The sequence below is a fragment of the Kordiimonas sp. genome, from assembly GCF_048264555.1.
Lineage (GTDB): Bacteria > Pseudomonadota > Alphaproteobacteria > Sphingomonadales > Kordiimonadaceae > Kordiimonas.
In genome coordinates this window covers 46,472-71,441 of record NZ_JBLXCX010000004.1, presented here as the reverse complement: position 1 = coordinate 71,441, position 24,970 = coordinate 46,472, and the positions used below count along the sequence as shown (strand labels likewise).

Annotated in this window: 28 protein-coding genes; 12 read left to right on the top strand and 16 right to left on the bottom strand. The window is 55.9% G+C overall.

Annotation, left to right across the window (positions count from 1 at the left end; all coding sequences use genetic code 11):
• Positions 1-114: 114 nt before the first annotated feature.
• Complete coding sequence (locus tag ACN0XZ_RS12305) at positions 115-666, bottom strand: hypothetical protein (protein WP_417458072.1); 552 nt, start codon at positions 664-666, stop codon at positions 115-117.
• A gap of 64 nt (positions 667-730) precedes the next feature.
• Entirely contained in the window at positions 731-3,010 is a 2,280-nt protein-coding gene (locus ACN0XZ_RS12300; protein WP_417458071.1) for a primosomal protein N', read from the bottom strand.
• 158 nt (positions 3,011-3,168) lie between these two features.
• Here ACN0XZ_RS12300 and ACN0XZ_RS12295 point away from each other — a divergent pair, with 158 nt between their 5' ends.
• The 5 genes from ACN0XZ_RS12295 to ACN0XZ_RS12275 all read left to right on the top strand — a co-directional run bounded on the left by ACN0XZ_RS12295 (position 3,169) and on the right by ACN0XZ_RS12275 (position 7,753).
• Entirely contained in the window at positions 3,169-3,618 is a 450-nt protein-coding gene (locus ACN0XZ_RS12295; RefSeq protein ID WP_417458070.1) for a MarR family winged helix-turn-helix transcriptional regulator, read from the top strand.
• Entirely contained in the window at positions 3,615-4,646 is a 1,032-nt protein-coding gene (locus ACN0XZ_RS12290; protein WP_417458069.1) for an HlyD family secretion protein, read from the top strand. Before ACN0XZ_RS12295 ends, ACN0XZ_RS12290 begins: the two co-directional genes overlap by 4 nt.
• A gap of 6 nt (positions 4,647-4,652) precedes the next feature.
• Positions 4,653-6,203 (top strand): DHA2 family efflux MFS transporter permease subunit, encoded by a 1,551-nt coding sequence (locus ACN0XZ_RS12285; RefSeq protein ID WP_417458068.1) that lies wholly within the window; start codon positions 4,653-4,655, stop codon positions 6,201-6,203.
• A 173-nt stretch (positions 6,204-6,376) separates the two neighbouring features.
• A complete protein-coding gene (fsa, locus tag ACN0XZ_RS12280) occupies positions 6,377-7,030 on the top strand; it encodes a fructose-6-phosphate aldolase (RefSeq protein WP_417458067.1) in 654 nt (217 codons plus the stop codon).
• Positions 7,031-7,093: 63 nt separating this feature from the next.
• A complete protein-coding gene (locus ACN0XZ_RS12275) occupies positions 7,094-7,753 on the top strand; it encodes a hypothetical protein (protein ID WP_417458066.1) in 660 nt (219 codons plus the stop codon).
• On the opposite strand, the gene ACN0XZ_RS12270 is transcribed toward ACN0XZ_RS12275, so the two are convergent.
• From ACN0XZ_RS12270 to purE, 3 genes are all read right to left on the bottom strand, one after another.
• Positions 7,750-8,232, bottom strand: a complete 483-nt coding sequence (locus ACN0XZ_RS12270; RefSeq protein ID WP_417458065.1) for a hypothetical protein — start codon at positions 8,230-8,232, stop codon at positions 7,750-7,752. The two genes, ACN0XZ_RS12275 and ACN0XZ_RS12270, sit on opposite strands and share 4 nt — an antisense overlap.
• A gap of 136 nt (positions 8,233-8,368) precedes the next feature.
• On the bottom strand, positions 8,369-9,442 hold the full coding sequence (locus ACN0XZ_RS12265; protein ID WP_417458064.1) for a 5-(carboxyamino)imidazole ribonucleotide synthase: 1,074 nt from the start codon (positions 9,440-9,442) through the stop codon (positions 8,369-8,371).
• 52 nt (positions 9,443-9,494) lie between these two features.
• A complete protein-coding gene (purE, locus tag ACN0XZ_RS12260; protein WP_417458063.1) occupies positions 9,495-9,992 on the bottom strand; it encodes a 5-(carboxyamino)imidazole ribonucleotide mutase in 498 nt (165 codons plus the stop codon).
• Between the two features lie 214 nt (positions 9,993-10,206).
• Between purE and ACN0XZ_RS12255 the strand changes: the two genes are divergently transcribed.
• The gene (locus ACN0XZ_RS12255; RefSeq protein ID WP_417458062.1) at positions 10,207-10,947 is read left to right on the top strand and encodes a GGDEF domain-containing protein; all 741 of its coding nucleotides are present in this window, start codon (positions 10,207-10,209) and stop codon (positions 10,945-10,947) included.
• Positions 10,948-10,977: 30 nt separating this feature from the next.
• On the opposite strand, the gene ACN0XZ_RS12250 is transcribed toward ACN0XZ_RS12255, so the two are convergent.
• A complete protein-coding gene (locus tag ACN0XZ_RS12250) occupies positions 10,978-11,175 on the bottom strand; it encodes a YdcH family protein (protein ID WP_417458061.1) in 198 nt (65 codons plus the stop codon).
• A 44-nt stretch (positions 11,176-11,219) separates the two neighbouring features.
• On the opposite strand from ACN0XZ_RS12250, the gene ACN0XZ_RS12245 reads away from it, so the two are divergent.
• Both ACN0XZ_RS12245 and ACN0XZ_RS12240 read left to right on the top strand, forming a co-directional pair.
• On the top strand, positions 11,220-11,750 hold the full coding sequence (locus tag ACN0XZ_RS12245; protein ID WP_417458060.1) for a TIGR02444 family protein: 531 nt from the start codon (positions 11,220-11,222) through the stop codon (positions 11,748-11,750).
• A 79-nt stretch (positions 11,751-11,829) separates the two neighbouring features.
• Positions 11,830-12,564, top strand: a complete 735-nt coding sequence (locus tag ACN0XZ_RS12240; RefSeq protein WP_417458059.1) for a hypothetical protein — start codon at positions 11,830-11,832, stop codon at positions 12,562-12,564.
• Between the two features lie 120 nt (positions 12,565-12,684).
• On the opposite strand, the gene ACN0XZ_RS12235 is transcribed toward ACN0XZ_RS12240, so the two are convergent.
• Positions 12,685-13,263 (bottom strand): UbiX family flavin prenyltransferase, encoded by a 579-nt coding sequence (locus tag ACN0XZ_RS12235; protein ID WP_417458058.1) that lies wholly within the window; start codon positions 13,261-13,263, stop codon positions 12,685-12,687.
• Between the two features lie 154 nt (positions 13,264-13,417).
• Between ACN0XZ_RS12235 and ACN0XZ_RS12230 the strand changes: the two genes are divergently transcribed.
• Positions 13,418-13,585 (top strand): YdcH family protein, encoded by a 168-nt coding sequence (locus ACN0XZ_RS12230; RefSeq protein ID WP_417458057.1) that lies wholly within the window; start codon positions 13,418-13,420, stop codon positions 13,583-13,585.
• 70 nt (positions 13,586-13,655) lie between these two features.
• Here the strand turns inward: ACN0XZ_RS12230 and ACN0XZ_RS12225 are convergent, their stop codons facing one another.
• Positions 13,656-14,282: a DUF1013 domain-containing protein gene (locus ACN0XZ_RS12225; RefSeq protein ID WP_417458056.1), complete on the bottom strand. Its 627-nt coding sequence runs from the start codon at positions 14,280-14,282 to the stop codon at positions 13,656-13,658.
• 186 nt (positions 14,283-14,468) lie between these two features.
• A complete protein-coding gene (locus tag ACN0XZ_RS12220) occupies positions 14,469-15,458 on the bottom strand; it encodes an NAD(P)H-quinone oxidoreductase (protein ID WP_417458055.1) in 990 nt (329 codons plus the stop codon).
• A 106-nt stretch (positions 15,459-15,564) separates the two neighbouring features.
• On the opposite strand from ACN0XZ_RS12220, the gene ACN0XZ_RS12215 reads away from it, so the two are divergent.
• On the top strand, positions 15,565-15,759 hold the full coding sequence (locus ACN0XZ_RS12215) for a DUF1192 domain-containing protein (RefSeq protein ID WP_417458054.1): 195 nt from the start codon (positions 15,565-15,567) through the stop codon (positions 15,757-15,759).
• Between the two features lie 130 nt (positions 15,760-15,889).
• Here the strand turns inward: ACN0XZ_RS12215 and ACN0XZ_RS12210 are convergent, their stop codons facing one another.
• Both ACN0XZ_RS12210 and rpmE read right to left on the bottom strand, forming a co-directional pair.
• Positions 15,890-16,348: an Hsp20 family protein gene (locus tag ACN0XZ_RS12210; RefSeq protein WP_417458053.1), complete on the bottom strand. Its 459-nt coding sequence runs from the start codon at positions 16,346-16,348 to the stop codon at positions 15,890-15,892.
• A 194-nt stretch (positions 16,349-16,542) separates the two neighbouring features.
• Positions 16,543-16,767, bottom strand: a complete 225-nt coding sequence (rpmE, locus tag ACN0XZ_RS12205) for a 50S ribosomal protein L31 (RefSeq protein WP_417458052.1) — start codon at positions 16,765-16,767, stop codon at positions 16,543-16,545.
• Positions 16,768-16,982: 215 nt separating this feature from the next.
• Between rpmE and ACN0XZ_RS12200 the strand changes: the two genes are divergently transcribed.
• On the top strand, positions 16,983-18,767 hold the full coding sequence (locus ACN0XZ_RS12200) for an ABC transporter transmembrane domain-containing protein (protein ID WP_417458051.1): 1,785 nt from the start codon (positions 16,983-16,985) through the stop codon (positions 18,765-18,767).
• 3 nt (positions 18,768-18,770) lie between these two features.
• Here ACN0XZ_RS12200 and ACN0XZ_RS12195 read toward each other — a convergent pair whose 3' ends face one another.
• Positions 18,771-19,799: a serine hydrolase domain-containing protein gene (locus tag ACN0XZ_RS12195; RefSeq protein ID WP_417458050.1), complete on the bottom strand. Its 1,029-nt coding sequence runs from the start codon at positions 19,797-19,799 to the stop codon at positions 18,771-18,773.
• Positions 19,800-19,940: 141 nt separating this feature from the next.
• Here ACN0XZ_RS12195 and ACN0XZ_RS12190 point away from each other — a divergent pair, with 141 nt between their 5' ends.
• Positions 19,941-20,759 (top strand): substrate-binding periplasmic protein, encoded by an 819-nt coding sequence (locus ACN0XZ_RS12190; RefSeq protein ID WP_417458049.1) that lies wholly within the window; start codon positions 19,941-19,943, stop codon positions 20,757-20,759.
• Between the two features lie 7 nt (positions 20,760-20,766).
• Here the strand turns inward: ACN0XZ_RS12190 and ACN0XZ_RS12185 are convergent, their stop codons facing one another.
• From ACN0XZ_RS12185 to ACN0XZ_RS12170, 4 genes are all read right to left on the bottom strand, one after another.
• Complete coding sequence (locus tag ACN0XZ_RS12185) at positions 20,767-21,861, bottom strand: peptidoglycan -binding protein (RefSeq protein ID WP_417458048.1); 1,095 nt, start codon at positions 21,859-21,861, stop codon at positions 20,767-20,769.
• Positions 21,858-23,081 (bottom strand): flagellar motor protein MotA, encoded by a 1,224-nt coding sequence (locus tag ACN0XZ_RS12180; protein ID WP_417458047.1) that lies wholly within the window; start codon positions 23,079-23,081, stop codon positions 21,858-21,860. The genes ACN0XZ_RS12185 and ACN0XZ_RS12180 overlap by 4 nt, the downstream gene beginning before the upstream one ends.
• 122 nt (positions 23,082-23,203) lie before the next feature.
• Positions 23,204-23,902, bottom strand: coding sequence for a glutathione S-transferase family protein (locus tag ACN0XZ_RS12175; protein WP_417458046.1), 699 nt, complete (start codon positions 23,900-23,902; stop codon positions 23,204-23,206).
• A gap of 222 nt (positions 23,903-24,124) precedes the next feature.
• Entirely contained in the window at positions 24,125-24,934 is an 810-nt protein-coding gene (locus ACN0XZ_RS12170; RefSeq protein WP_417458045.1) for an inositol monophosphatase family protein, read from the bottom strand.
• Positions 24,935-24,970 lie beyond the last annotated feature (36 nt).

Sequence of the window (24,970 nt, the reverse complement as noted above, 5' to 3'; positions counted from 1 at the left end):
GCTAGATAACCCAGCTGGAGATGACGGCAATCAACCGGCGTAGCAACAAAAAACGGGGCCAACACCCACTTCGCTTATAGGCATAATCAAACTCCATCACAGAAAGGTCGGTTATCAAGCACTATCTATCAAATCAAACGCATCATCTTTTGATGTAATGTTGGTGTAGGACTGATTACTGCTGTCAATCAAACGGTACGCGACGCCTCGGCGCTCCAACTCCCTCAGCCACCTGTCGTAGACCCTCTTCATATCGACCGTTCTATATATAAAATCCCAGAATTCGCTATCGTAGGCAGGATGTTTGCTCGAGCCATCGGCGTAAAGCTCAATTACCGTGCGTTTTTCAACGCGCCTTAGCAGCTCCTTCTGGCTACAAACCAATACTATGGCATTGATATCGGTTCCGTAATCCTCAACCAACTTGGACCAGAACTCACATGACCCATATGGCGGCAGCACCACCTGAACGTTCCCGCACTCGCCTCTTTCTACGCTTATATTTTGCAAGACATTATAGTGTATTACCCCATCCACAGGGCCGGTTGTCCCACCGGAAGGGAAGATAAGGTCCACGGGTTCATTCTTATCGAAGGGTTTCTTTGCTGTGCTGTGAAAATATGTACTCTTTCCACCAGAACTGGGGCCACAAATAATCCAGACCATATAAACCTACACTGCCATTTCCATCTATCTGCCATACTGAAGATGGCAGCAGTTAAAAGATACCTCACATAAAACTATAGGGGTCGATATCCACCTTGATACGCACACCCTTTTTGGGCTTTACCGCCATCAGCCACTCATAGATGAGTTTCTGTACCCGCACTTCTTTTTTTGTATGCACCAGCATACGGAAACGGTGGTGCCCTCTCACGCGGGCCATTGGTGCGGGCGCAGGGCCCACAACCGCCACACCATGCTCAATCGGTGCTTTAGCCGCCAACATACGGCCCGTATCCAGCACGTCTTTCATATCCGGGCCAGAAAGAATGACCCCAACAAGCCGGCCGAAAGGCGGCATATGATGCCGTGCCCGTGCCTCCTTCTCCGCCGCCATAAAGGCGTCCCCGTCACCCGACAACAGGGCCTGCACCACCGGATGCTCCGGCTCATAGGACTGCAGGAACACCCGGCCCGGCTTTTCCGCCCGGCCCGCCCGGCCTGCAACCTGCACCATCTGCTGGTAGGTGCGCTCCCCCGCCCGTAGGTCACCGCCCCTTAAGCCCAGATCAGCATCCACCACACCCACGAGGGTCAAGTTCGGGAAATGATAGCCCTTGGTCACAATCTGGGTGCCAATCACGATATCAAGGTGACCGCTTGCGATCTGCCCCACCATCTGTGCCGTGGCACTTGGGCTCATCATTGTGTCAGAGGTCATGACAGAGGTTCGTGCGGTCGGGAACCTGTGGTTTACTTCCTCAAACAGCCGCTCAACACCGGGCCCGCACGCCACAAGGCTGTCCTCGCTTTTACATTCCGGGCACGCTTCAGGGATAGGCTCAACATGGCCGCAATGATGGCACTGCAGCTCACGCCGGAACCGGTGCTCAACAAGCCATGCCGAACAGCTTGGGCATTCAATCCTGAAACCACAGGTGCGGCACAGTGTGAGCGGTGCATAGCCCCTGCGGTTCAGGAACAGCATGGTCTGCTCCCCTGCCGCAAGCGCTGCCTCAATCTCGCGCACCAATATGGGGGAAAGCCATGTGCCCGCCTCAGGTGGTTCGCTTCGCATGTCAATGGCGCGCATCTCAGGCAAAACCGCATTGCCGTGACGCTCTCGCAAGACCAACTTTTCAAAACGCCCCTCGTCTGCGTTCACCAGCGTCTCAAGCGAAGGCGTAGCACTCGCGAGCACAATCGGGCATTCAGCCAGCTTGGCGCGTACAATAGCCATATCCCGCGCGTGATACATCACCCCCTCTTCCTGCTTGAAGGATGGGTCATGTTCTTCATCTACGGTAATGAAAGCCAGATGCTTGAACGGCAGAAACAGGGCTGAGCGCGCGCCCACCACCACGCGGGCCTCGCCTGAGGCCACCGCGCGCCATGCCCGCCGCCGCTCCGCTTGCCCCACTTCCGAGTGCCACACCACAGGCGCCACTCCAAACCGGGCTTCAAAACGGTCCAGCCACTGGCTTGTGAGCGCGATTTCAGGTACAAGAACAAGCACCTGTGCGCCTTTTGTTTTCAGAGCCTCAGCCAGACCTTCAAAATAAACCTCTGTTTTGCCGGATCCTGTGATGCCGTCCAGCAGGAAAGGCGCAAAACCACCCTCCCAAACCTTGTCGCGGATCGCACGGGCTGCCGCACTCTGCTCGCCCGACAGTGTCGGGCCTTCAAGGCTGGTGTCCGGTTGCGGGTACGGAAGGTCAACAGAGATATCCATGCCTTGCACCAAGCCTGTTTTCTCAAGGCTGCGGACCACGGAATCAGAAACCCCTGCAAGCGCAGCAATCTCAGGTGCCATTCTTGGCTTTCCGTCAGATAGCACCTTCAGTACCGCGTCCCGGGCGGGGGTCATGCGCACACCCTCCGGTGTCGCGCCTGTTGTGCGGTAGTGCCGCTTAACGGGCACAGCCTGCAAAGCGGCAGACGCAGGCAAGCTCATCCTCAGCACCGGGCCGGGGGCAGACAGCGTATAAGCTGAAACCCAGTCAATGAAACGCCGGAGGTCACGCCGCATGGGCGGCAGGTCGAGGACAGCCTCGACAGCCTTCAGTTTGGCGTAAGGGAGCTTTTTACCGCTCTCCGCAGGGCCACCATCCTCGGCGCTGTCCCACACCACGCCCGTTGCTGTGCGCCCAGCAAGCGGCACTTCAACCACCGCGCCGGGCTCAAGCTCGCCTGCAAGATGCTTCGGCACCCCATAATCAAGCACACCCAGCGCAGGCACCGGCAGCAGCACCCGCACGCGCGGCCCTTCTGGCCCCGCGTCTTTTGCCGATTTACCGGCGGAAGACGGTTTTGGGTCTGGCATGTCAAAAAGTTGGGCCTGCCGCACGAAATTGCGCCTCGTTCAAGAAGTTTCCAACCACCAGCGTGGTCTGCTTCAGGCCACCATAAGCAGTTCGCAACGTCACGGCAATTTCCGATATTGCATAATAATAAGCTTACCTTATAATAGGCATAACTTATAAAATACCCGAATCTGAGTATTTCATGCCCAACTCTTCCAAAGACCATTCTTTTGTTTTTCAGATCGGCGATCTCTTCCGCCTGCTCAGGGCAACCTTTGATGCGGAAGATGGGCCCGATGTCACACGCGCACAGGCGAAGATGCTGATTGCCGTGTGGCGTACCCCTGGCATCAATCAACAAGCACTGGCGCAGCGGCTCGATATCGCCACCATGTCTGTCTGCCGCCAGATTGATACCCTTGAAGAACGGGGCATGCTGGAACGTCGCGCGAGCCAGACAGACCGACGCGTAAAATGCCTGTATGTCACAGAGAAAACCGCCCCCATCATTTCAAGCGTGATGGATCATATCCACGAGGTGTCCGAGATGTATCTGGCACCTTTATCTGGTGAGGAACGTTCAACACTCCTCAACCTTCTTGACCGCATTATCACCGACGCCAGCAACCGCAAGGCCGGAGGGAAACAATGATCAAACGCCTCGCCCTCTATATCAGCGTGCCCGCCGCAATCATCCTGATTGTCTGCTACGCTTATCTGAACAGCGGCAGAATGGTCACAACGGACAATGCGTATGTGCGTGTCGGCATCCTCACTGGTGCTGCGCGCGTGTCCGGCGAAGTTGTCCGTGTTGATATCAAGCGCAATCAGCGCGTTGAAGCAGGGCAGCTTATCGCCCTCCTCGATGACAGTGAAGCCAAGATCAAACTGGCTGAAGCAAAGGTTGGGGTTGTTCGCGCCGAAAATATCGTCGAGGCGTTGAAGGCAAACTACAGGAAAAGTCTGGCGCTCCTTGAAAAGGAGAGAGAAACCCTCGCCTTTGAAGAACGTGAACTGAGCCGGGCACAACAACTAGCGACCGATCACAATATCTCCGAATCAGCGCTTGATAGCCAACGCCATAAGGTTGAAGAATCCCGACGTGAAATTGCCGTACTGGACGAGGCCACGAAAGTAGCGCTCACCCAGCTTGGAGGCAACGCCCTGCTACCCGCAGACCGGCACCCCATTGTCCTTCAGGCGCTTGCCGCCGTTGAGGCAGCGAAGGTTGATCTGGAACGCCTTGAGGTACGCAGCCGGACAGCTGGCACGATCACACAGATCGACCTGCACCCGGGCGAGTATGTCAGCGCGGGATATCCAATCTATGGCATGACTGTCGATAGCGACCTGCGCATCGAAGCCAACCCAAAAGAAACAGAACTTACATTCGTGAAAGTAGGACAACCTGTTGACGTGACGGTTGATGCCCTGCCGGGGGTGCAGTTCCAAGGCGTTGTTGCATCAATTGACCCTGCGACAGGCGCCGAGTTTGCCGTGCTGCCTGCCCAGAATGCCACGGGCAACTGGGTGAAAGTGACCCAGCGCGTGCCGGTTCAGATCAAGCTCAACGATGGGCAAGACACGTCAGCACTCCGCTCCGGGCTGAGCGTGGAAGTCTCAATCGATACGGGTCACCAGCGCAGCTTCAAGGACCTCAAGGCCCTTGTGGGTCTCTAATCTGCCATGAGCCCAAGCCCAGGCACACCTGTAGCGCCCGATATTGCACACCACCGGAACGGGCTGGTGTTTTGCCTGATGCTTGCCGTGTCGCTGCACACCATCGACGCCACCATCGTCAATGTGGCCTTGCCCCATATGCAAGGCAGCCTGCAGGCCACGTTTGACCAAATCTCCTGGGTTGTGACCAGCTATATTATCGCAGCCGTGGTGCTAACGCCGCTCGTTGGCTGGGCCGCCAGCCGTTTCGGCGTAAAACGCTTGATCATGCTTTCCATGATCCTCTTCACGCTGTCATCTGTACTGTGCGGGCTCTCGCTCACGCTTGAGGCAATGCTCGCAAGCCGACTACTGCAGGGAGCGGCAGGCGCACCGCTTATCCCACTCGCAGTGGCTACCCTGAACAGGCTATCATCAAACAGCAAAGAACGTGCCCGTATGATGGCGCTTTTTGGTCTCGGGACCATGGTCGGGCCTGTCCTTGGCCCCTCTCTCGGGGGGTATATTACGGATGTGGCCTCATGGCGCTGGGTTTTCTTTATCAACCTGCCGGTTGGCATTCTGGCTATCATCGGCATTGCTGCCACCATGAAACCCGGCATGAGGACGCCAGGCCATGAACTCAACGGCATTGGTTTTTTCTCACTTGCCTTTGTTGTGGGTGCGCTTCAACTGGCACTCGATCGCGGCGAGACTGAAGACTGGCTGGAAAGTTATGAGATCATTGCCTACTTCCTGATTTGCGGGATCGCTCTATGGGTTTATGTCGTTAACAGTTGGTTCTCCCGACAAGCCTTCATACCCGGCGCCCTGTTCAGGGACCGTAACTTTGTCGTCGGCATGATTTTGGTGCTCATAACAGCGGGCAACATGACAGCCTCCGTCGTGCTGCAACCTCCCATGATGCAAAACCTGATGGGTTACCCGGTGCTGGATACCGGCATCCTTCTGATGTGGCGCGGTGTGGGCATTATGGCTGGCATGATGTTAACGCCCCGCCTGACCCAGATCGTTAACCCGCGTATCCTGCTGATCTCAGGTGGTGTTGCGATCGCGTGCGGCCTGTATCCGTTTGTGCATCTTACAACGGAAACCCCTGCATATCTCCTTGCCATTCCGCCCATTTTTCATGGTTTTGGCCTTGGCGTGCTGTTCGTGCTTGCCTCCACCATCGCGTATGCCACCATCCCCAATCATTTGCAGGTTGAGGCTTCCTCCGTGTTCTCGCTTACCCGCGGCCTTGGGCAAGCGGCATCAATCTCTGTGGTTGTGGCCCTTGTCAGCCGCTACAGCCAAATCAACCACTCGGAACTGGTTGAGCGCCTGACACCCCTTCGCGCATTCGCGCCCCAAGGCGTTATTTCAGCGAGCTCAAGCACACCCCAGCAGCTTGAGATCAGCAACCTGATAGTCTCGCAGCAAGCGGCGATGATTGCCTATAATAATGCCTATATGGCGCTTCTCATCGCCGCCTCTTCGGTGATGCTCGCCGCTCTTCTCGTCAAACCAAAACAGTTGAGCGGTGAGAGTGAGGGCGAACATCCCGTCGAAGCCTAGGAACCGAGGCATTTCTGGCGGCAAACACGGTAAAAGACAGGTTGCAAAGATAGCAAACATTCATTAGGCAAGCCGGGAAAACCGTTTTATGGTGCCGCCTAGAGCATTCTCAACCAATTGCGGCCAACCAAAGCCTACGACCCAGCGCCCTTCAGGGACCCAAGGAGCATAAGATGAAATTCTTCCTCGACACCGCCAATATCGACGAAATCCGCGAAGCGAATGCCACCGGCCTTCTCGACGGCGTGACAACCAACCCGTCACTCATCAAGAAAGCTGGCCGCGAGTTTTTTGAAGTGATCAAGGAAATCGCGAGCGAAGTAGACGGCCCCGTGTCGGCTGAAACTGTTGCCCACGACCATGAAACCATGCTCAAGGAAGGCCTCAAGTGCGCCAAGATCGCAGACAATATTGCGGTTAAAGTGCCGCTCACCATCGAAGGGCTTAAAACATGTAAAGCCCTGCGCGCAGAAGGCATCATGGTAAACGTGACGCTTTGTTTCACGGCAAACCAGGCGCTTCTGGCAGCAAAAGCCGGCGCTACTTTCATCTCGCCTTTTGTTGGCCGTCATGACGATGTTGGTTTTAACGGCATGGAACTGATCGACGATATCCGCACAATCTACGACAACTATCAGTTCGATACGCAGATTCTTGTGGCTTCCGTACGCCACCCGGCGCATATCCTCGAATCAGCCCGCATCGGCGCTGATGTCGCCACCTTCCCGATCGATGTACTTCGGAAGCTGTTCAACCACCCGCTGACTGCAAACGGTCTCGCGGCGTTTGATAAAGACTGGGCAGCAACAGGCTTCTCGATCCTTTAAGGATTTGAACGGTTAGGGCGCGGCGGCAGTTCGCGCCCTTTTTCTATCTGGAATACTTTGCCGATGACCACCGCATTTGAAACCTTGGCTGCCAAACACCCCTGGCCCAATACCACCGGCGTTACCGCGTGGGACTATACGCTCGGCGGCGGCGGGCGGCATCTGGTGGATGCGATCATCCTTGAGCAAAAACCCGCCTTGATGCTGGAGATCGGCTGTTTCCTGTGCGCAAGCACAAAACGCTGGCTCTCGCTCGACCCTGACCTCAAGGTTGTTGGTGTGGACCCATGGGATGATGGCCTGATTGAGCAGTGCGCGCGTTATGTAGGCCGCCCGGCCCTCACCCGCGCTTACCCGGAGCGAGAGATGCAGGAACGCTTCGCAGCAGACATTGCACGCCAGGGCCCCTTCCCCACTGCGCTTGCTAACCTGCGCGGCTTTGAAGGGCGCTTTGTACCCGTTCGTGGCCTGTCACCAGACGCACTTTATGGGCTGAAGGATATAGGGCTGGAGCCTGAGCTGATTTATATTGATGCGAACAAACAGGCGGTTGACCTTGAGGTTTGCCTTGCCCTGTGGCCCGATGCCCAGATCACCGGGGATGACTGGCACTGGGGCCGCACCAAGGGCTACCCCATGCGAAAAGTCGTTTATGCCTTTGCTGAGAAATACGGCTTCACGGTTGAGGCTGACCACGCCACATGGGTGCTTCATCGCCCCTAGGCGGCAACCGCGTCCGCTGTCCTGATATCACACCTGAACGCACCGGGCTTGAAAAACGAAAGCCCCGCCGCTTTAAGCGCCTGATAGTCGATGATCACCCCCTTCAGGTAGCCTTCGGTTACCTTGATATCGCGCCCTTCGGCAGTTTCCCTCGTCATCAGCGTGTGGGTGTAGGACCAGCCTGATGTGGCGCGCCCGTCCGGCCTCAGGGTCACCATCTGCCATTCAAAACCACCGCCCCGGCACCAGTCCCAGAACATATAATGGTCAAACGATGAGCTATAATTGATCGCGCTGCCCTTGCCGGTGGAAACGAGGAAACGCGGCACCTGCTCAATGGCAATGATGCGCCCGCCAAGTGACACCCGCTCCAGCAGTTTCCTCTCATGCGCCCGGTCGGGCCATGGGCCCATATCCGTTCGCTGCGCCGCACAGGCAGCAACCAGCATGCATATAAAGAGAGAAAGAATGGGCCGCATTTGTCCCCCATCAGGCCATCCAAGCTTTGCGTACTATACACCTTTAGTTGAGGTACAGCAACCGCGTGACGGATAGGACCGCAGGCAGCCCATAGCAGCAAAAAGAAAAGGAGGCGAAAGCCTCCTTTTTTGGGTTCTAGTCTGTCTCAACCCATGTCACATGGCCCATCTTGCGGCCGGGGCGGGGTTCCTGCTTGCCATAGTGATGGAAGTGGGCAAGCGGGTCTTGCAGATACGGCTCGAAATCCAGAATGTCAGGCCCCAGCAGGTTTTTCATCCGCACCTTGCCTCTGGCATCGGTTGGGCCAAGCGGCAGGTCACATATGGCACGGATATGCTGCTCAAACTGGCTGGTGACAGCCCCCTCAATCGTCCAGTGGCCGCTGTTGTGCACGCGGGGCGCAATCTCGTTCACCACAATATCGCCTTGGCCATCGTTGATGAACATCTCAACCGCCATCACACCCACATATTCAAGCGCATTGGCAACCCGTGTTGCCATCACCTTGGCCTTGGCTTCCAGCATTTCTGAAATAGCTGCGGGCACGGTCGTTGTATCGAGGATGTGATTTGTATGCACATTCTCAGACACCGGGAACGCGGCCACGTCACCTGAGGCCGAGCGGGCCACCACAACACTTACCTCCCGGTCGAAGGTGACAAACCCTTCAAGGATTGCCGGTGCACCACCAGTGACTTCCATCACCCGGTCAAGGTCAGAGCGTGACTTGATCATCACCTGCCCTTTGCCGTCATAGCCAAACCGCCGGGTTTTGGCGACAGCCGGGCGGCCGATCTCTTTCATGGCGAGCTTGAGCTCTTCTTCGGTCTCAAACGCCTTGTAGGGCGCGGTTTTCACGCCAGACGCATTGAGGAAATCTTTCTCAAGCAACCGGTCTTGCGTGGTCTTGAGCGCTTTCACACCGGGGCGCAAGAGCGTATCACGCGCCACCAGTTCCGCCGTTACGGCAGGCACATTTTCAAACTCATAGGTGGCCACATCAACATCGCGCGAGAAAGCTTCAAGTGCTTCCTCATCCTCATAGTCAGCCACCGTAACCTTATGGGCAACCTGAAACGCCGGGCTGCGCTCATCCGGGCAAAAGATATGGCAGCGATAGCCAAAGTTGGCCGCTGCAAGCGCAAGCATACGGCCGAGCTGGCCACCGCCTAGAATACCAATAGTACCGCCGGGTGCGATCTGGGTCATGTCGACGCTCTTTGCCTCTATGTTAAATCTCTATCGCTAGCGCTCGCGGCGTCTAGCCCTCATCCACCGGGTCTATGGCGACGCTCTCGGTTTGCGCCGCGCGGAAGTCATCCAGCTTGGCGGCAACCGCGTCATCCATCAGCGCAATAACCGCGCCCGCAAGAAGCCCTGCGTTTTTTGCCCCTGCCTTGCCAATTGCAAGGGTGCCAACCGGCACACCGCCGGGCATCTGCACGATAGAAAGCAGGCTGTCTTTACCTGAAAGCATGCTGGACTGTACAGGCACACCAAAAACCGGCAGTGGGGTCATCGCGGCAGCCATACCAGGCAGGTGCGCCGCACCGCCCGCGCCCGCGATAATACACTTAAGGCCACGGCCCTTGGCAGTTTTGGCATATTCCACAAGGCGGTCCGGCGTACGGTGGGCAGAGACAATCTTGGTCTCATACGCAACACCAAGGCTGTCAAGCGCCTCCGCAGCGTGTTTCATTGTCGGCCAGTCAGACTGGCTACCCATAATGATACCAACAAGGGGGCTGTCGCTCGTCATGCCTGTCCTCACGCTCACGAGTATGCAAGGGGCCGGGCACTCTTGTTGTGCCAATCTATACGGCACCGGCTTGCGGAGCGCGCATTATAGGCAGGCGGATTGCGATTGCAAGGGGCGTTGGGCCATGATTTTCAAGCCCAAGCTTGCAAGTCGATTCCCAATAGCGGCATAATGCTTTAGAAGAGTATTATTTGCCACGGACCACAGGTTATTTATGAAGATTACCAATACACCCGGTGTTACAGGTACTGCACCCACTCGGGAGGTCCGGCGGACATCAGCGACCGGTAGCGCAACAAGCGCCAGTGCCCCACGGCAAATTGACGACACCGTTAACGTAAGCACCATCCCCCCTGAGGAAATGACCCCGCGCGTGCAGCGGGCGATCATGTCCCTGATGGAAGAGGTGGATAAACTGAGGCGTGAGCTTGACCACACCCAGCGCCGCCTGCGTGAGATGGAAGATGTGGCCGACACAGACGCCCTTTTGCCTGTACCCAACAGGCGGGCTTTTGTGCGTGAGCTGAACCGCATGATCTCTTTCGCGGAACGGTACGGTGCCCCGTCCACCCTCATGTTCATTGACCTCAATGACATGAAACAGATCAACGACCGTTACGGCCACGAAGCGGGCGACAAGGCGCTCTTTCATGTGGCGCGGCTGCTCACTGAAAATGTGCGCGGCACCGATGTAATTGGCCGGCTTGGCGGTGACGAGTTTGGTGTGATCCTCGCGCAGGCTGATGAAACGGTGGGAGCTGAAAAAGCCGCATCGCTTGCGAAGCTTATTGCGTCCCATCCGCTGCCGCTTGGTAGTGAGACGATCGAGATGAGCCTTGCTTACGGCACCTACACCTTCCGCTCCGGCGACCAGCCGGATGATGCGCTCGATAAAGCTGATAAAGCCATGTATGAGAACAAAAAAGAACAGAAGGGCGAGGACGGTGTGCGCTAGACGCCACCGCACCTTTTGGAAATTACCCGTTTAAGCAATGATATCCGGTACCAGCATATTCTTGAGCTTGGCGATCTCATCCTTCAGCATCAGCTTGCGCTTCTTGAGCCGCTGCACCTGCAACAGATCAAAGGTGCCTGCGCGCGTCACCGCTGTGATCGCATCGTCCAGATCCCTGTGTTCCTGCATGAGAACCGCCATCTGCCCCCGGATGTCATCCTCTTCCATCAACTGCCTCAAAACCCGATTTGCCCAAAGTACGCCGTTATAGCATGACCGATCATCACAAGGAAGAGAGGGCTGACGTGCAAGCCCCTGATATTATTCAGAAGCTGGTGCATGACCCGGATATTTTCTGGCGCTTTGCCGTGGCGGTTTATGGGAAACCGCTGGTCAAGGAAGCGTGCCTTGAAGCGCAGGACCGCTTTGGTGCCGATGTGAACCTGCTGCTCCTTTATCTGTGGTGCGACGGTGAAGCTTTGGCGCTCTCTGCCGAGACCACAGCGGCGCTTCATGGCACCTCAAACCTCTGGCAAACAGAGATTTTGGGGCCACTGCGGGAGATACGGCGGGGCATGAAAGACAGCGGCGGCTACCGGGAGTTTCTGGCGCAGGAGCTTGAGATAGAAAAGCGGGCGCAAAAAGCGCTGATCGCCTGCCTGAGTGGCGCCCCCGGCGCTACAAGCAGAGAGGCTTTCACCTCAGGCTTTATAAACCATGCCGATGCCCTTGGGTTGCCCGACGAAATTCGCCTCCCCCTCAGGGACGCCGCGCAACAGGTGGCGCGGTCCGGCGTGTCCTAGCCCCCGTTTGTCGCACAGTACTTGAGCCAACCACCGATCAGCAGTTCGATAAGCCTCATGGTATTTTGTTGAGGTGAAGATGATTTCTGTTCGGATTTTTGCGGGCCTTTTGGCCCTTTCAAGCATGCTAACCGGCCCGCTGGCATTTGCGGCTCCAACGCCCAGTGAAATGCTGGCCGAGATGCGGGCGGCACACGGTGGTGATGCCCTGATGACCCTCACCTCCGCACGCATGCGGCTCTATACCCGTGAACCGGGCGCCAAACTGCCCCACGTGACCGACATGCATTATGATTTCCGCAACACGGCCATAGCCAAGGAAGAAACCAGCGAGGCCGGACTTGAGCGCAAGATCGCCGGTGCCGGGCGCGGGTATAGCTATATTGACGGGCACTGTGCGCCGCTTCCCGAAGCGGAAGAAAACAAGATGATGCGCTCGCTCTATAGTAACTTCCTGTTTCTCCTCAGCGATAGCCAGACGATCCTCGCCCCCGCAGAGCCTGGTGCACCCACCACTGCGCCCTATGCGGGCCTTGCGTGGTATAATATCTATCGCCCAGGCTGGAAGGGGTTCCACATCGGTGTGGACACGGAGACCGGCCTGATCGGCGGGCTGTGGTTTGGCGGCAAGTCATATGGGCGCGAGCTGGACTACCGCCGGATCGACGGTGTGATGTGGCCATACCGCTTTGAAATTTATGAAGGCAGTAAACTGGTTAACACGGGCCACTTCAGTGACCTGATGTTCAGCCGCACGGGTGATGACGAGATTAAGGTGCCCGACTATTGCATGCAGCTTCTGACGCCGAAATGAGATCAACCCCGGTGAGGCGGGCTGCGCCACATACTGCGCCACACTTTACGCCACACATACGCCTCATACCCGCCGCAGTTTAGCGCACACTTTCGCCACAGATGTGTGGCGGGTGTGGCGTTATTTTTCCTCACCCCAGCGGTTGATATCGCCTGCGTCCAGCCCAAACAGGTCAAGCGCGCGCGCGGCCGTATAGGTCACCATCTCATCAATGGTTTTGGGTTTGGCATAAAGGGCTGGCATGGGCGGCATGATGACAGCGCCCATTTCAGACAAACTTGTCATGGTGCGTAAGTGCCCGAGATGAAAGGGAGTTTCCCGCACCATCAACACAAGCCTGCGGCGTTCTTTCAGCATAACATCTGCCGCGCGACTGATGAGGGAGGAGGTAATCCCGGTGCGAATCTCGCCCATGGTTTTGACCGAACACGGCGCAACAATCATGCCCATGGTCTTGAAACTACCACTCGCGATCGCGGCGCCAATATCCGCCGCAGGGTAAACCACATCCGCCAACGCTTTGATTTCCTTGGAGGTTTTATCCAATTCTTCTGAAATCGTACGCTCCCCGGCCTTCGAGACCACCAGATGTGTCTCAACATCCTGGGGGCCCAGAAGCTCCAAAAGCCGCACGCCATAGGCGGCACCGCTCGCTCCTGTTATGGCAATCACCAGTCTGTTTTTTCGAGTCTCTGACATTCCGCGCAATAATCCTTCAAAGGGCCTCAAAGCCGGGTTTGCTAAGTGCCCGAAGATACAGGCATAGTCGGATGAGGCCAATCTTTTCCGTGACAACCGCGTTACAGAATGATGAAATATCCAGTCCAACTATCAAAGAAAAGGAGTGACGGGTATGAACCTAGAATCGCATGTTAATTCACTCAACGCCAAACATGCTGAAATTGAAGAGATCATCGCCCGTGAAGAACATCGACCGTGTCCCGACACGATACGGTTAGCAGAGCTTAAAAAGCAGAAGCTCCGGATCAAAGAGGAAATGTCCCGGTTTATTAAGCATTAACCGGATTTCCAGATGACAAAAAAAGCGCGAGGTATTTGCCTCGCGCTTTTTGTTTGGGCTGTCGCCCGGTTTATTTGTCGTCTTCAGCCTGTTCTGGTGCAGGTGGGTCAACCAGTACAACAGAAGCTTCATCAGCCACTTCTTCCGTTACGATACCGGCTTTCTCGTCAGCTTTGCGGCGGCGCTCTGCCGCGCTGCGAACCGCTTCATCAAGCTCGGTTTGACGGCACAGGCCAAGGCCAACCGGGTCTTGCGGCTTGATGTTCTGGATGTTCCAGTGGCTGCGGTCACGAATAGCAGAAATCGTTGGCTTTGTGGTGCCCACAAGGCGGCTGATCTGCAGGTCGCTCAGCTCAGGATGATGACGCACGAGCCATGCAATCGCGTCCGGCTTGTCCTGACGTTTGGAAACCGGCGTATACCGGGGCCCTTTTGTGCGCGGCATCGCTTTCACGTCATCAACACTCAGCTTCAGCACACCGCTTGGGTCTGCTTGACAGCGGTTGATCTCGTCCCAGGTCAGTTGGCCACTTGCGGTCGGGTCCTGCCCAACAATGTTAGTGCCAACCGTGCCATCTGCAATGCCCTGCACTTCAAGTTCATGCATCTGGCAAAACAGGGCGATCTGCTTGAAGGTCAGCGCTGTATTGTCTACGAGCCACACGGCTGTGGCCATCGGCATCAAAGGTTGTGTCATCCCAGTATCCCTACAAATTACAGAATTCTTCTCCGCCCAGGTAAACGTCTCGTTCACCTGCCCTCCCGGAAAGATCAAAATGTTCCTGAAAGGGGCGGGAGGAATTTCTCCCATACCTCTCTTTAACAGGTCAGATTGCGCCTGTCACCGCGAATAATGCGCGCTGGCAGGCTGGAACAGGCGTTTTTATGCTGATTCCGGCACTTCAAGAACGATTTTGCCCATGTGCGTGCTCGCTTCCATCATTGCATGGGCATCCGACGCCCTATCAAGCGGGAAGACCGCACTGATAACCGGTGCTAACCCGCCAGATGCCATCATCGGCCAAACCTTTTCCTTGAGCGCGGCTGCTATCGCCCCCTTAAAAGCATTATCGCGAGGCCGAAGGGTGCTTCCCGTCAGCGCCAGCCGCTTCAACATCACCGGCAACATATTGAGGCTGACCTGTGGACCGTTCAGGAACGCGATCGACACGTGCCGCCCGTCAGGCGCCAGGCAGCTGATGTTTTTGGCGATATAGTCACCGCCCACCATGTCCAGCACCACATTCACACCCGCGCCGTCCGTCTCCTTGAGGATACGTTCCTCAAAATCTTCCGCGCGGTAGTTGATGGCACAGTCAGCGCCCAGCTCAATACAGAATTTAGCTTTCTCATCACTGCCAACGGTGGTGAAAACCTGAACCCCAAATGCTTTCGCGAGCTGGATCGCTGTTGAGCCAATACCGCTTGAGCCACCATGCACCAACAGGCTTTCCCCGGGTTTCAGCCCTGCCCGGTCAAAGAGGTTGGACCACACGGTGAAAAATGTTTCTGGAATAGCTGCCGCCTTGATGAAATCAAACCCTTCCGGCAGCGGGAGGATCGTGGCTGCTGGCGCAACGCAATATTCCGCGTACCCACCACCGGGTACTAGCGCGCACACCTTGTCACCAACGGCAAGACCTGAGACCTGAGCGCCAAGTGCCGCAATCTCCCCCGCAACTTCAAGGCCCGGTATATCAGACGCCCCCGGGGGTGGCGGATACCGGCCTTCACGCTGCACGATATCTGGCCGGTTAATGCCCGCCGCGCGCACACGAATAAGCACCTCATCTGGCCCAGCCTCCGGCCGGTCACGTTCGCTAGGGGTCAGGACCTCAGGTCCGCCGGGTGTTTTAATCTCAATCGCTTTCACATGTCTCTCCTCACGCTTTCACACAAGGTGGGGCGTTAGGGCACGCGTGACAAGGGGTCGCTTCTTGGGCATCATGGAAACGCCGTCATGAGGAGGGAGATACCAAATGGACTTTGACGACCTGCCCGTAAAAAAGGATACGCCACTCACTGCTGTGGAGCGCGAAGACCTCTCAACCATTAGCGCAGAAGAACTGGAGCTGCGCGTTGAACGGCTGGAGGCGGAAATTGACCGCACCCAAAAAGAGATCAAGGCAAAAAAGGCCAGCCGGGAAGCCGCGAACGCCTTTTTTAAAAACTGAACGGCAGGATGAATGGAAAGCAAAAAAACGTGAGGACTGGGCGGGGTTCAGGGGGAGGAATGGCCCGGCCCTCACGTTAGGTACACGACAGCGAGGGGTCGTGGAGGAAACTTAAAGAGAGAAAAACGCGTTACGCTGCGTCAGCTTCAATCTGTTTTACGGAATTTTCGTCCGTACGGATCTCAATCTGACGAGGTTTCTTGTGATCAGGGATCACGCGTTTCAGCTCAACAAGCAGTAAGCCATTTTCAAATTTGGCGTTGCCGACCTGAATAGTGTCGGCAAGCTCAAACCGGCGCTCAAAGGCGCGCTTGGCGATGCCGCGATGCAGGAAGCGTCTTTCCTTTTCGTCGTCTGCCGCTTTACCGGCAATCAACAAGGTGCCTTCTTGCACTGTCACTGTCAGCTCATCCGGCGCAAAACCGGCCACAGCCATGGTGACGCGATAGTCGTCATCGCTCAGTTTTTCAATATTGTAGGGAGGATAAGGCGCAGCCTGTTCTGTGTTCAGGGCCGAATCAAGCAACCTGTTCAGGTGATCAAAGCCCACGCTGCTGCGCATTAATGGGGAAAGGTCAAAAGTTCTCATGTCATGTCCTCCTTCAGAAGCGACTGATTAACGGCCTGCAACCATTGCCAGACCAATTCAACTTGCCAGCCCCACCTATGCGGCGACCGGACAAATCTCATGTAGGAAGGAGGATGATTTTCTGCAAGAGGGCGGATGCAAAAAAGGCGCCCGATTGGGACGCCTTTTCCGAAAAACTAATATACGGGAATGACTTACTTCTTAAGAGAAAATCCACCGAACCGCTTGTTGAAGCGAGCCACGCGGCCACCTTCAAGTACCTGGCGGGCACCACCGGTCCAAGCCGGGTGGGATTTCGGGTCAATCTCGAGTGTCATTGTGTCGCCTTCCGAGCCCCAGGTTGAGCGGGTCTCAAAAGTCGTCCCGTCGGTCATTACCACTTTGATTGTGTGGTAGTCGGGATGAATGTCTTGTTTCATGGTCTTTAATCTCCGAAAACGAGGCGTCCGTTTAGCGGATGTTTCGCCCCTTTGCAAGGCTGTTTCTTGGCTTTTTGGACAAATACCGGATTTTTCCGCCCTCAGCCCAGCCTTCTGCACCTGATTACAGGCAAATAGCAAGTTTTTCAAAAACGTTCATTGGCAGGACGCGCCCACAGCCTTATATCTGCCGGGTAATTCATAGGGAAGTAACGATGACTGATTCTGCCGTGCGCCAGGAGCACGAACCACCCAAAGGTAAACTCTCCAACCTGCGTACGCTCTGGTCGTTCGTCCGGCCCTATAAACCCCAGCTGTTGCTGGCATCCTTTTTCCTGATCGTCGCGGCACTGACAGTTCTTATCGTGCCAACCGCCCTTGGGGATATTGTTGACAAAGGCTTCTCAGCCGACAACGCCCAGAAGGTGAACGACTATTTCCTTGTGTTTGTTGGCATTGTAAGCGTGATGGCCGTGGCGACAGCCGCCCGGTTTTACTTTGTCACATGGCTTGGCGAGCGTGTGGTCGCCGATATCCGTAAAGCGGTTTATGAGCGCCTGATCACCCTTTCACCTGAGTTTTTTGAGGAAAACCGCCCGGGCGAGATCGTCTCCCGACTGACAGCAGACACCACGCTCGTGCAAACCATCGTAGGCTCCAGCGTTTCCGTGTGGGCGCGTAATTTCCTGATCGCGGTTGCAGGCACGATCTGGCTTTTTGTCATGTCGCCAAAGCTCATGAGCTATATCGTCGTCGTTATTCCGCTGCTGCTTGGCATTATCATTGTGGTGGGGCGCAGGGTGCGTTCCCTATCGCGCACCAGCCAGGACAAGGTGGCCGATGTTGGCGCGCGCGCTGGCGAATCGCTCGCGGCCCTCAACATCGTGCAGGCCTTCACGCAGGAACAGTCCGAAGCCAAACGGTTTGGCGAGCATGTCGACGACGCTTTTGTCGCCGCCAAACGGCGCATTCAGGTACGGGCGGGGCTGACCTTTGCGATGATCTTTTTGATCTTCGGCGCCATCGCCCTCGTGCTTTATGAAGGCGCGCAGGATGTGATCGCCGGCAGCATGACCGGCGGCGAGATGCTGGATTTCATTATGCGGGCCGTGTTTGTCGCGGGTGCATTTGGGGCGTTGTCTGAGGTTTACAGTGAACTACAACGCGCGGCAGGTGCCGCAGGCAGGCTCGCTGAATTACTGTCCGCTGAAGCGACCATCAAAGCCCCCGCTAACGCCGTTGCGCTGCCATCCTCGGTCAACGGGGATATTCGTTTCGATAACGTAACGTTTTATTATCCAAGCAAAAAGGATGTCGCGGCGCTTGAAGGGTTCAACCTTCACGTCAAACCGGGGGAGACGGTCGCGCTTGTGGGGCCGTCTGGTGCGGGCAAGTCAACAGTGCTGCAACTGCTCCTGCGGTTTTATGACCCGCAATCGGGTTCTGTCACGCTGGACGGTATCGATATCGCCACAACAGAGCCGCAGGATTTCCGCTCCCACCTCGCCTTTGTGCCGCAAGAGACGATCATCTTCGCGGACACGATTGCTGAGAACATCCGCTATGGCCGCCTCAATGCATCAGATGACGACGTGAAACGCGCTGTTGAAGCGGCAGCGGCCAAAGAATTTATCGAGCGCGCACCAGAGGGCTACGACACTTTCCTGGGCGAGCGCGGCACGCGCCTCTCCGGCGGTCAGCGCCAGCGTATTGCTATAGCACGCGCTATTTTGCGCGATGCGCCTGTGCTGCTGCTTGATGAAGCAACAAGCGCGCTGGATGCAGAGTCTGAGCTGAAGGTGCAGGAAGCGCTTGAACATTTGATGGAAGGGCGCACAACGCTTGTGATCGCGCATCGGCTTGCCACGGTAAAGAAGGTAGACCGCATCGTGGTGCTTGATGAAGGCCGTATTGTAGCCGAGGGTACCCATGATGAGCTCGTGGCCGCTGGTGGGCTTTATAAACGGCTTGCTGACCTGCAGTTCGGCGCGAACGCATAGGGCTTATTCAATAAGTGCGGGTATAATCTCGCGGGTGAGTATCTGCATCGGGATAAACTGCGTGGGTTTACCGTAGTTTTTACCCGTGAAGGCCGCGACGAGTTTGAGCTCAGGCACAATGAAGATGAAGTTTCCCCCATTGCCGTGTGCATATATCAGGCTCACAGGTTGGCCTTTCACCTCGCCGCTATTGAGCCACCAAAGATAGCCGTATCGCTCCCGCCGCTCATATACCTGAGTGTGTTCCTTGGTTGATCCCTTCAGCCAACTCTCGGATATGACCTGCTCATCACCCGCCTTGCCTTTATTGAGGACCATAAGCCCGATTTTATGCAGGTCAGGCAAACTGAGGCGCAAATGGCCACCCGTATCAGTGTGGCCTGTTGGGGTTCGCTCCCACTTCGCGTCAGAGATGCCGAGAGGGCGAAACAGTTTGTCGTCCGCGTAGGCAGGCACATCCATGCCGGTGAGTTTTTTAATCACACGGCCAAGCAGCACAACACCGCCGGTGCAATAGCTGAAATGCTCGCCAATCTCATAAGCAAGCGGCTGGTTCAGCAGAAAAGCCGCCCAGTCCTTCGTCTTGTACATCTTGTCTTCCTGACCAAGGGACGCAGGCACCCAGTCATTGCATGCAAGCCCGGTGCGCATGGTAAGGATATCCTCAACCCTGATATCGCGCCGTGGGTCGTCCTTCGCCATGTGGGCAAATTCATCAGGCAAAAGGCGGGAGACCTTGACCTTCACGGACGAAAGACTGCCTTCCTCGATCATCTTGCCAATGAGAAGGGACGTGATGCTTTTGGTGGCGGAACGAATGTCATGGCGTTTATTGGCGTTGTTGCCACCCTCGTACGCTTCAAACAGGAGCTGGCCATCCACGCTGATCATGCCACCGTTGATGCCTTCATACGCTCCGCTTGTGAGCCTGCCCGCGACACCTGCAACCTCATCATTCGCATGGCTGCATATCGGCATTGTGGCCGCAAGAAAGACAAAGCCGGATATAAACCTGATCAATTTTCGTGACATAACTTCCCCCCGCCGCTCACAACTACTACATGCAAGACTAAAATCGGATGCTGTATATCTTGTTATCATTAGATTAACCCTATTGCTCATATAAATGAGCCAGCATTGAGGCGCACCGCGCGCATAAAGGAGCATTGGGGAGTGACCTTTAGACATCTGATACTGGCCTGTGGCCTCGCCATCATGGCAGCTACGCCCGCGTTTTCTCGCCCTGTGAAGCTCTGCAACAGCACGGAATTCTGGCCACCCTATAGCTATATGAAAAACGGCGTAATGCGCGGCATTCATACAGAGATACTGGATGCTGCGTTTGCAAAAGCCGGAATGGAGTATGAACTCATACTGCTACCGTGGAAACGTTGTCAGGACCGGGTGGCGGCGGGTGAGGTCGACGGCATTGTCGGCATCTCCTACACCGAAGATCGCGGTGCTTTATTTCGTTTCCCAGCACATGAGCGAAACGACGGTGCGCTTGTTCCCCTGCAGCCTGAACAGGCACTCAGTGATGTAGAGTTTGTTGTCATCACCCATGTCGACACGCCGCCGCCTGTCAGCATTACCGTTGATGCGCTGCCGGAGCCTGTTGGCGTGTTGCTTGGGTATCGCTCAGCAGGCACCATCACCGAGGCCGGAAAACAGGCGCAGATTGTTGCAAAACAAAGCAGTCTTTTTCAGATGCTGGAACGCGGCAGGATTGCCTCAGTCGTCGCCCTCCGCGGGGCAGCGCTTCACTATGTGGCAAAAAGCGAACAGCCTCTGGTCATTCATGAGCCCGCCCTTTGGTCAACGCCGCACTTCCTTGCGTTTGGCAGAAATAATTCCCTGGATGATACGGTCGTTACCCACATCTGGCAGAGCATCGCCAACGTGCGGCAGGATAAAGGCCTGATGGCCCAATTAAAGGCAAAGGTCACCACCGAGCTTACATCATGTTTCAACGACAAAGGAAAGTGCGACTAGCCCGATCTTAGCGCTGGGTAAGGCGCATCTCGATCCGGCGGTTGCGGCTATAGGCGAAGATATTCTCAGCCGGATCGATCGGCTGGAATTCCCCAAAGCCTGCTGCCGCCAATCGCTCCGCCGGAACGCCCGCAGAAATAAGAAACTCAACCACACTGATGGCACGCGCCGCAGACAGGTCCCAATTGTTGCGGAACTGCGCGTTCGAGATCGGCCTCACATCTGTGTGGCCGTCAACCCGCAAAATCCAGTTCAACTCAGGCGGAATTTCCCGGGAGATGGTCAAAAGCGTTTCCGCAAACTTGCGCATTTCCGCCCGGCCTTCCGGTCCAAGCTCCGCACTGCCAGAGCCAAACAAAAGCTCGCTCGCAAAAACAAAACGGTCCCCCTCTATCCTGATTTCAGGGCGGGAAGACAGGACTTCCTTGAGACGACCAAAAAACTCGGACCGGTACCCCGCCAGCTCTTCCACCTTGCTTGCGAGGGCGCGGTTAAGCCTGCGCCCCATATCCACAATCACAGCCTGGTTACGACGGTCTCGTTCTTCGCTTGCTTGCAACGCCGCCTCAAGCCGACCGAGCTGCTCCTGCAATGCGGTGATGTTGCGCTGCAAACGCGCCACTTCAGCGCGTGCGCGCTCCGATATCTCACGTTCTTCATTCAACTCACCCGACGACAGGGCATATTGCTCCTGCAAGCGAGCGGCTTCCGCCTCAAAACGTTCACGCGCTTCTGTCATCTCTGCCAAACGGGCTTCGCTCTCGCTCAAGCTCGCACGGGTGCTGTCGAGCGACGCAGAGAGGCTGTCCCTGTCCTTATTGGCGCTGGTCAGTGATGCGGACAGTTCAGCCATGCTATCGCGGAGGGCTGAGTTAGCCTGCTGTTCCATCTTGAGAAGATTACCAAGCTGAGCCACCTGCCCTCTAAGCTCGGCCAGAGCCTGATCTCGCCCTGAAAGAGCCTGCCCAAGAAAAAACTGCGCCAGCACAAACATGGACAACAGAAAGATGATCACAAGGAGAAGCGTGGACAAGGCATCCACAAACCCCGGCCAGCTATTGTCTGACCCTGCCCCGCCTATGCGTCGCCGCGCGCCAATCATGCGTTTGGTGTTCCGTCATCGTCGCGGCGGGCGCTAAGCCCTGTCGGGCGCTGCCGCATCTTGGCGGGGGCCGCGCTGCCATCCATACCGGCTGCAATGGTGCGGGAAAGCAACTTCAGTTCAGCACGCAACGCTTCAATCATATTGTCAGAATTGCGCTCTTGCTCATCAATAAGCCGCTTGATACCAACATCAAGGTTGCGGATATGCCCTTTAGTCGCCTCATCCATCGCAGGTGCTACAACAGGTGTCTCTGGCGCACGGTGTGCCGTTGCCAGCTTCTCGATTGCGCCCGCCAGGGCCTTTGAGGCCTCATCACCTTTCGCCATATGGGCGCTCTGTGCATCCATCTTATCAGCCAGTGTAGCCAGCGATTCCGCGATCGACGTCATCGTGTGCTGTGCCTGGCTCCGGCTGTCCTCCGAGCTTTTAAGGGTGCGCTGCAAACGGTCAATACCGTCAGCCGTCTGTTCCATCAAAGCCGTCATATAGGCATTCGGACTTGCCATACCTTCCGACATTTCTGAGCGTGAAAGGTGGGTGACGGACGCTAGCCAATCTTCAACATTGTTATAAAACCGCGTTTGAGCCTGACTTGCCTGAAGGTCCATAAAACCAAGGATAAGGCTGCCAGCGAGACCAAAGAGCGAGCTTGAGAAAGCGGTACCCATACCTGCGAGCGGCGCTTCAAGCCCCGCCTTCAACTCATCAAACATCAGCGCCATATCGCCGCCATCGACCGTCAAACCGTTGATGGTTTTGCCGATTGCGCCGATGGTGCCGAGAAGGCCCCAGAAGGTGCCCAACAGCCCGAGAAAGATCAGAAGGCCGGTAAAGTAGCGGCTTATCTCCCGGCTTTCCTCAAGGCGGGAGACGATGCCGTCAAGCACTGAGCGCATGGATAGCGTGGACAAGCGCATGCCCCCCTCTTCCTGCGCAGACAGAAGCGCAGCGGCGGGCGCCATCAACTTCGGCGTAACACTGGCAGACGCACTCTCATGCCGTTTGAACGCTGCGATCCAGTCTACCTCGGGCGATAGGTCAAACACCCTGCGGTACGCAAAGATAGTCCCGATCAGTAAGGTCGCGACAATCACACCGTTCAGTGCAACGTTTGCCATGAAAGCGTCGATCATTGCATCCTTAAGCAAGACCGCGAGCGCGACCACTGCCGCAAGGAACAGTGTCATGCGAATGATAAATTTTCTCGGCTTTTGCATTGCGCCCTCGCTTCCCACGGTGGAATTCAAACTACTCCAAATACTTGGCTATAGTTTAAGGGCTATTTTATGACTGTAAATGGCGATTTACAGCGAGCATGAATATAGCGGGAAAGTAGGCTTTAAGCTGCCTGCAGGTGCTTGGCCATGATTTCTTCATGCTGCTTGGGATGCGCAAGCAGCATCTCATCAGCAAGTGCATTCATCTTGGCAAGCGACGGCACCGCATTAACGCGCTTCAAATAAGCAGCAAACCTGGGCCACGCGGTTTCATCCAGCGCCCAGTCTGCCCACACCGCGTTGCGGACCATGGCACCCAACATCAGGTCAGCGACGCTTACATCACCGCACAGAAAGCCATCGTCTGGCACTTCTCGCTCCAGATAGTTGAGGGCTTTGGGCAAATGATCATTGAGTGCGCTATCGATAAGCGCTTGGTCTGGCTCCTGTTTCAGGATCGCCGGCTTCACCCGTTTCTGGAAAAACAGGTTAAAGATGATGTTCCGTCCGAAATGATCATCCGCATATTCCTCAAACCAGCGAGAGCGCGCGCGAGCTTCCAGGCCTTCGGGGTATACCCTTTTCTCCGGGAAGCGGTCCTCGAGATACTGGGCAATCACTGTTGAATCAGGGATGGTAAAATCACCAACCTTCATCACAGGTATACGCCGCAAGGGGCTGATCTCGGAGAAGTCTTCTTCCGCTCGGAAAGGAACAAGTGGGATGCAGCGGAAGGGCACACCTTTTATGTCCAGAATCGCCAGAACCTTACGGACATATGGGGAAATTGGGGTACCAATAATGGTAATCTCGTCTTTCAAGATATGTCCTCCTCGCTGCAGGGGTAACAATAGGTCCCGGTGCGCGTTTCTCAAGCGTTTTCAAAGGCACACCTGCGTATGCCTGCCATTCAAAAATGAAGTAAACCGAAGTGGAAGCACGTCCAGCGCTATTCAGTCATACATTACAAGCGATTGGGCGCACATGACAAAAAAGCCGCCCTGAAAGGCGGCTTTTCTGCTGAGTGATTTCTCACGCAAGTGTTAGCCTGCAAGTTGGCGGTGCACACGTTTGATCACACGCTGCATTGGCGCATGAAGCTGATCATTCGCGGCGATAATATCGCCAGACTTCAGCATGTCGGACGTGCCTTTATAGTCGCTCACGTAGCCACCGGCTTCTTTCACGAGAAGGATGCCCGCCGCAATATCCCATGAAGCAAGCCCTGCTTCCCAGAAACCATCGTAGCGGCCAGCCGCCACATATGCGAGGTCAAGCGCCGCAGACCCAAAACGGCGAATACCTGCAACATTTGGCATAAATTCAGCCATCTCTGCCATGAAGGTCTCGTGGTCGCCCCGGCCTTTAAACGGAATACCTGTCGCCAGCAGCGCATCTTCCATCTTGTTACGACCAGAAACACGAAGGCGGGCTTCGTTGAGGTACGCGCCTTGGCCTTTTTCAGCCCAGAACAGCTCATCCGTAAGCGGGGCATACACCACACCCGCGATAAGCTCACCGCGCTCTTCAACCGCGACCGAGATGGCAAAGTGTGGCAACCCATGTAGAAAGTTTGTGGTACCGTCCAGCGGGTCGATGATGAAACGGATATCGTCACGCTTGCCTTTGATCTCACCGCTTTCTTCCAGCAGAAAACCAAAGTCTGGCCGCGCGCGATTCAGCTCTTCAAACAGGATCTTCTCTGCCCGCTTATCAGCTTGCGACACAAAATCAGCCGGGCCTTTTTTGGAAACCTGAAGCTGCTCCACTTCACCAAAATCGCGGCGCAGGTTGCGGCTCGCTTTAAGGACAGCAGCAACCATGACATTCATCAATGGTGAACGACGGGCCATTCAAACTCTCCGATCTATTCTCGGGTTATACTCAAA

Bases quoted from the DNA above. Each gene is read 5' to 3' on its own strand.
- ACN0XZ_RS12180 (WP_417458047.1), bottom strand. From the start codon at position 23,081: ATGCAAAAGCCGAGAAAATTTATCATTCGCATGACACTGTTCCTTGCG.
- ACN0XZ_RS12265 (WP_417458064.1), bottom strand. From the start codon at position 9,442: ATGACCCAGATCGCACCCGGCGGTACTATTGGTATTCTAGGCGGTGGC.
- ACN0XZ_RS12255 (WP_417458062.1), top strand. From the start codon at position 10,207: ATGAAGATTACCAATACACCCGGTGTTACAGGTACTGCACCCACTCGG.
- ACN0XZ_RS12305 (WP_417458072.1), bottom strand. From the start codon at position 666: ATGGTCTGGATTATTTGTGGCCCCAGTTCTGGTGGAAAGAGTACATAT.
- ACN0XZ_RS12225 (WP_417458056.1), bottom strand. From the start codon at position 14,282: ATGACACAACCTTTGATGCCGATGGCCACAGCCGTGTGGCTCGTAGAC.
- ACN0XZ_RS12295 (WP_417458070.1), top strand. From the start codon at position 3,169: ATGCCCAACTCTTCCAAAGACCATTCTTTTGTTTTTCAGATCGGCGAT.
- ACN0XZ_RS12275 (WP_417458066.1), top strand. From the start codon at position 7,094: ATGACCACCGCATTTGAAACCTTGGCTGCCAAACACCCCTGGCCCAAT.
- ACN0XZ_RS12195 (WP_417458050.1), bottom strand. From the start codon at position 19,799: ATGTCACGAAAATTGATCAGGTTTATATCCGGCTTTGTCTTTCTTGCG.
- ACN0XZ_RS12210 (WP_417458053.1), bottom strand. From the start codon at position 16,348: ATGAGAACTTTTGACCTTTCCCCATTAATGCGCAGCAGCGTGGGCTTT.
- fsa (WP_417458067.1), top strand. From the start codon at position 6,377: ATGAAATTCTTCCTCGACACCGCCAATATCGACGAAATCCGCGAAGCG.
- ACN0XZ_RS12270 (WP_417458065.1), bottom strand. From the start codon at position 8,232: ATGCGGCCCATTCTTTCTCTCTTTATATGCATGCTGGTTGCTGCCTGT.
- ACN0XZ_RS12215 (WP_417458054.1), top strand. From the start codon at position 15,565: ATGGACTTTGACGACCTGCCCGTAAAAAAGGATACGCCACTCACTGCT.
- ACN0XZ_RS12235 (WP_417458058.1), bottom strand. From the start codon at position 13,263: ATGTCAGAGACTCGAAAAAACAGACTGGTGATTGCCATAACAGGAGCG.
- ACN0XZ_RS12200 (WP_417458051.1), top strand. From the start codon at position 16,983: ATGACTGATTCTGCCGTGCGCCAGGAGCACGAACCACCCAAAGGTAAA.
- ACN0XZ_RS12185 (WP_417458048.1), bottom strand. From the start codon at position 21,861: ATGATTGGCGCGCGGCGACGCATAGGCGGGGCAGGGTCAGACAATAGC.
- ACN0XZ_RS12245 (WP_417458060.1), top strand. From the start codon at position 11,220: ATGACCGATCATCACAAGGAAGAGAGGGCTGACGTGCAAGCCCCTGAT.
- purE (WP_417458063.1), bottom strand. From the start codon at position 9,992: ATGACGAGCGACAGCCCCCTTGTTGGTATCATTATGGGTAGCCAGTCT.
- ACN0XZ_RS12170 (WP_417458045.1), bottom strand. From the start codon at position 24,934: ATGGCCCGTCGTTCACCATTGATGAATGTCATGGTTGCTGCTGTCCTT.
- ACN0XZ_RS12240 (WP_417458059.1), top strand. From the start codon at position 11,830: ATGATTTCTGTTCGGATTTTTGCGGGCCTTTTGGCCCTTTCAAGCATG.
- rpmE (WP_417458052.1), bottom strand. From the start codon at position 16,767: ATGAAACAAGACATTCATCCCGACTACCACACAATCAAAGTGGTAATG.
- ACN0XZ_RS12285 (WP_417458068.1), top strand. From the start codon at position 4,653: ATGAGCCCAAGCCCAGGCACACCTGTAGCGCCCGATATTGCACACCAC.
- ACN0XZ_RS12230 (WP_417458057.1), top strand. From the start codon at position 13,418: ATGAACCTAGAATCGCATGTTAATTCACTCAACGCCAAACATGCTGAA.
- ACN0XZ_RS12250 (WP_417458061.1), bottom strand. From the start codon at position 11,175: ATGGAAGAGGATGACATCCGGGGGCAGATGGCGGTTCTCATGCAGGAA.
- ACN0XZ_RS12290 (WP_417458069.1), top strand. From the start codon at position 3,615: ATGATCAAACGCCTCGCCCTCTATATCAGCGTGCCCGCCGCAATCATC.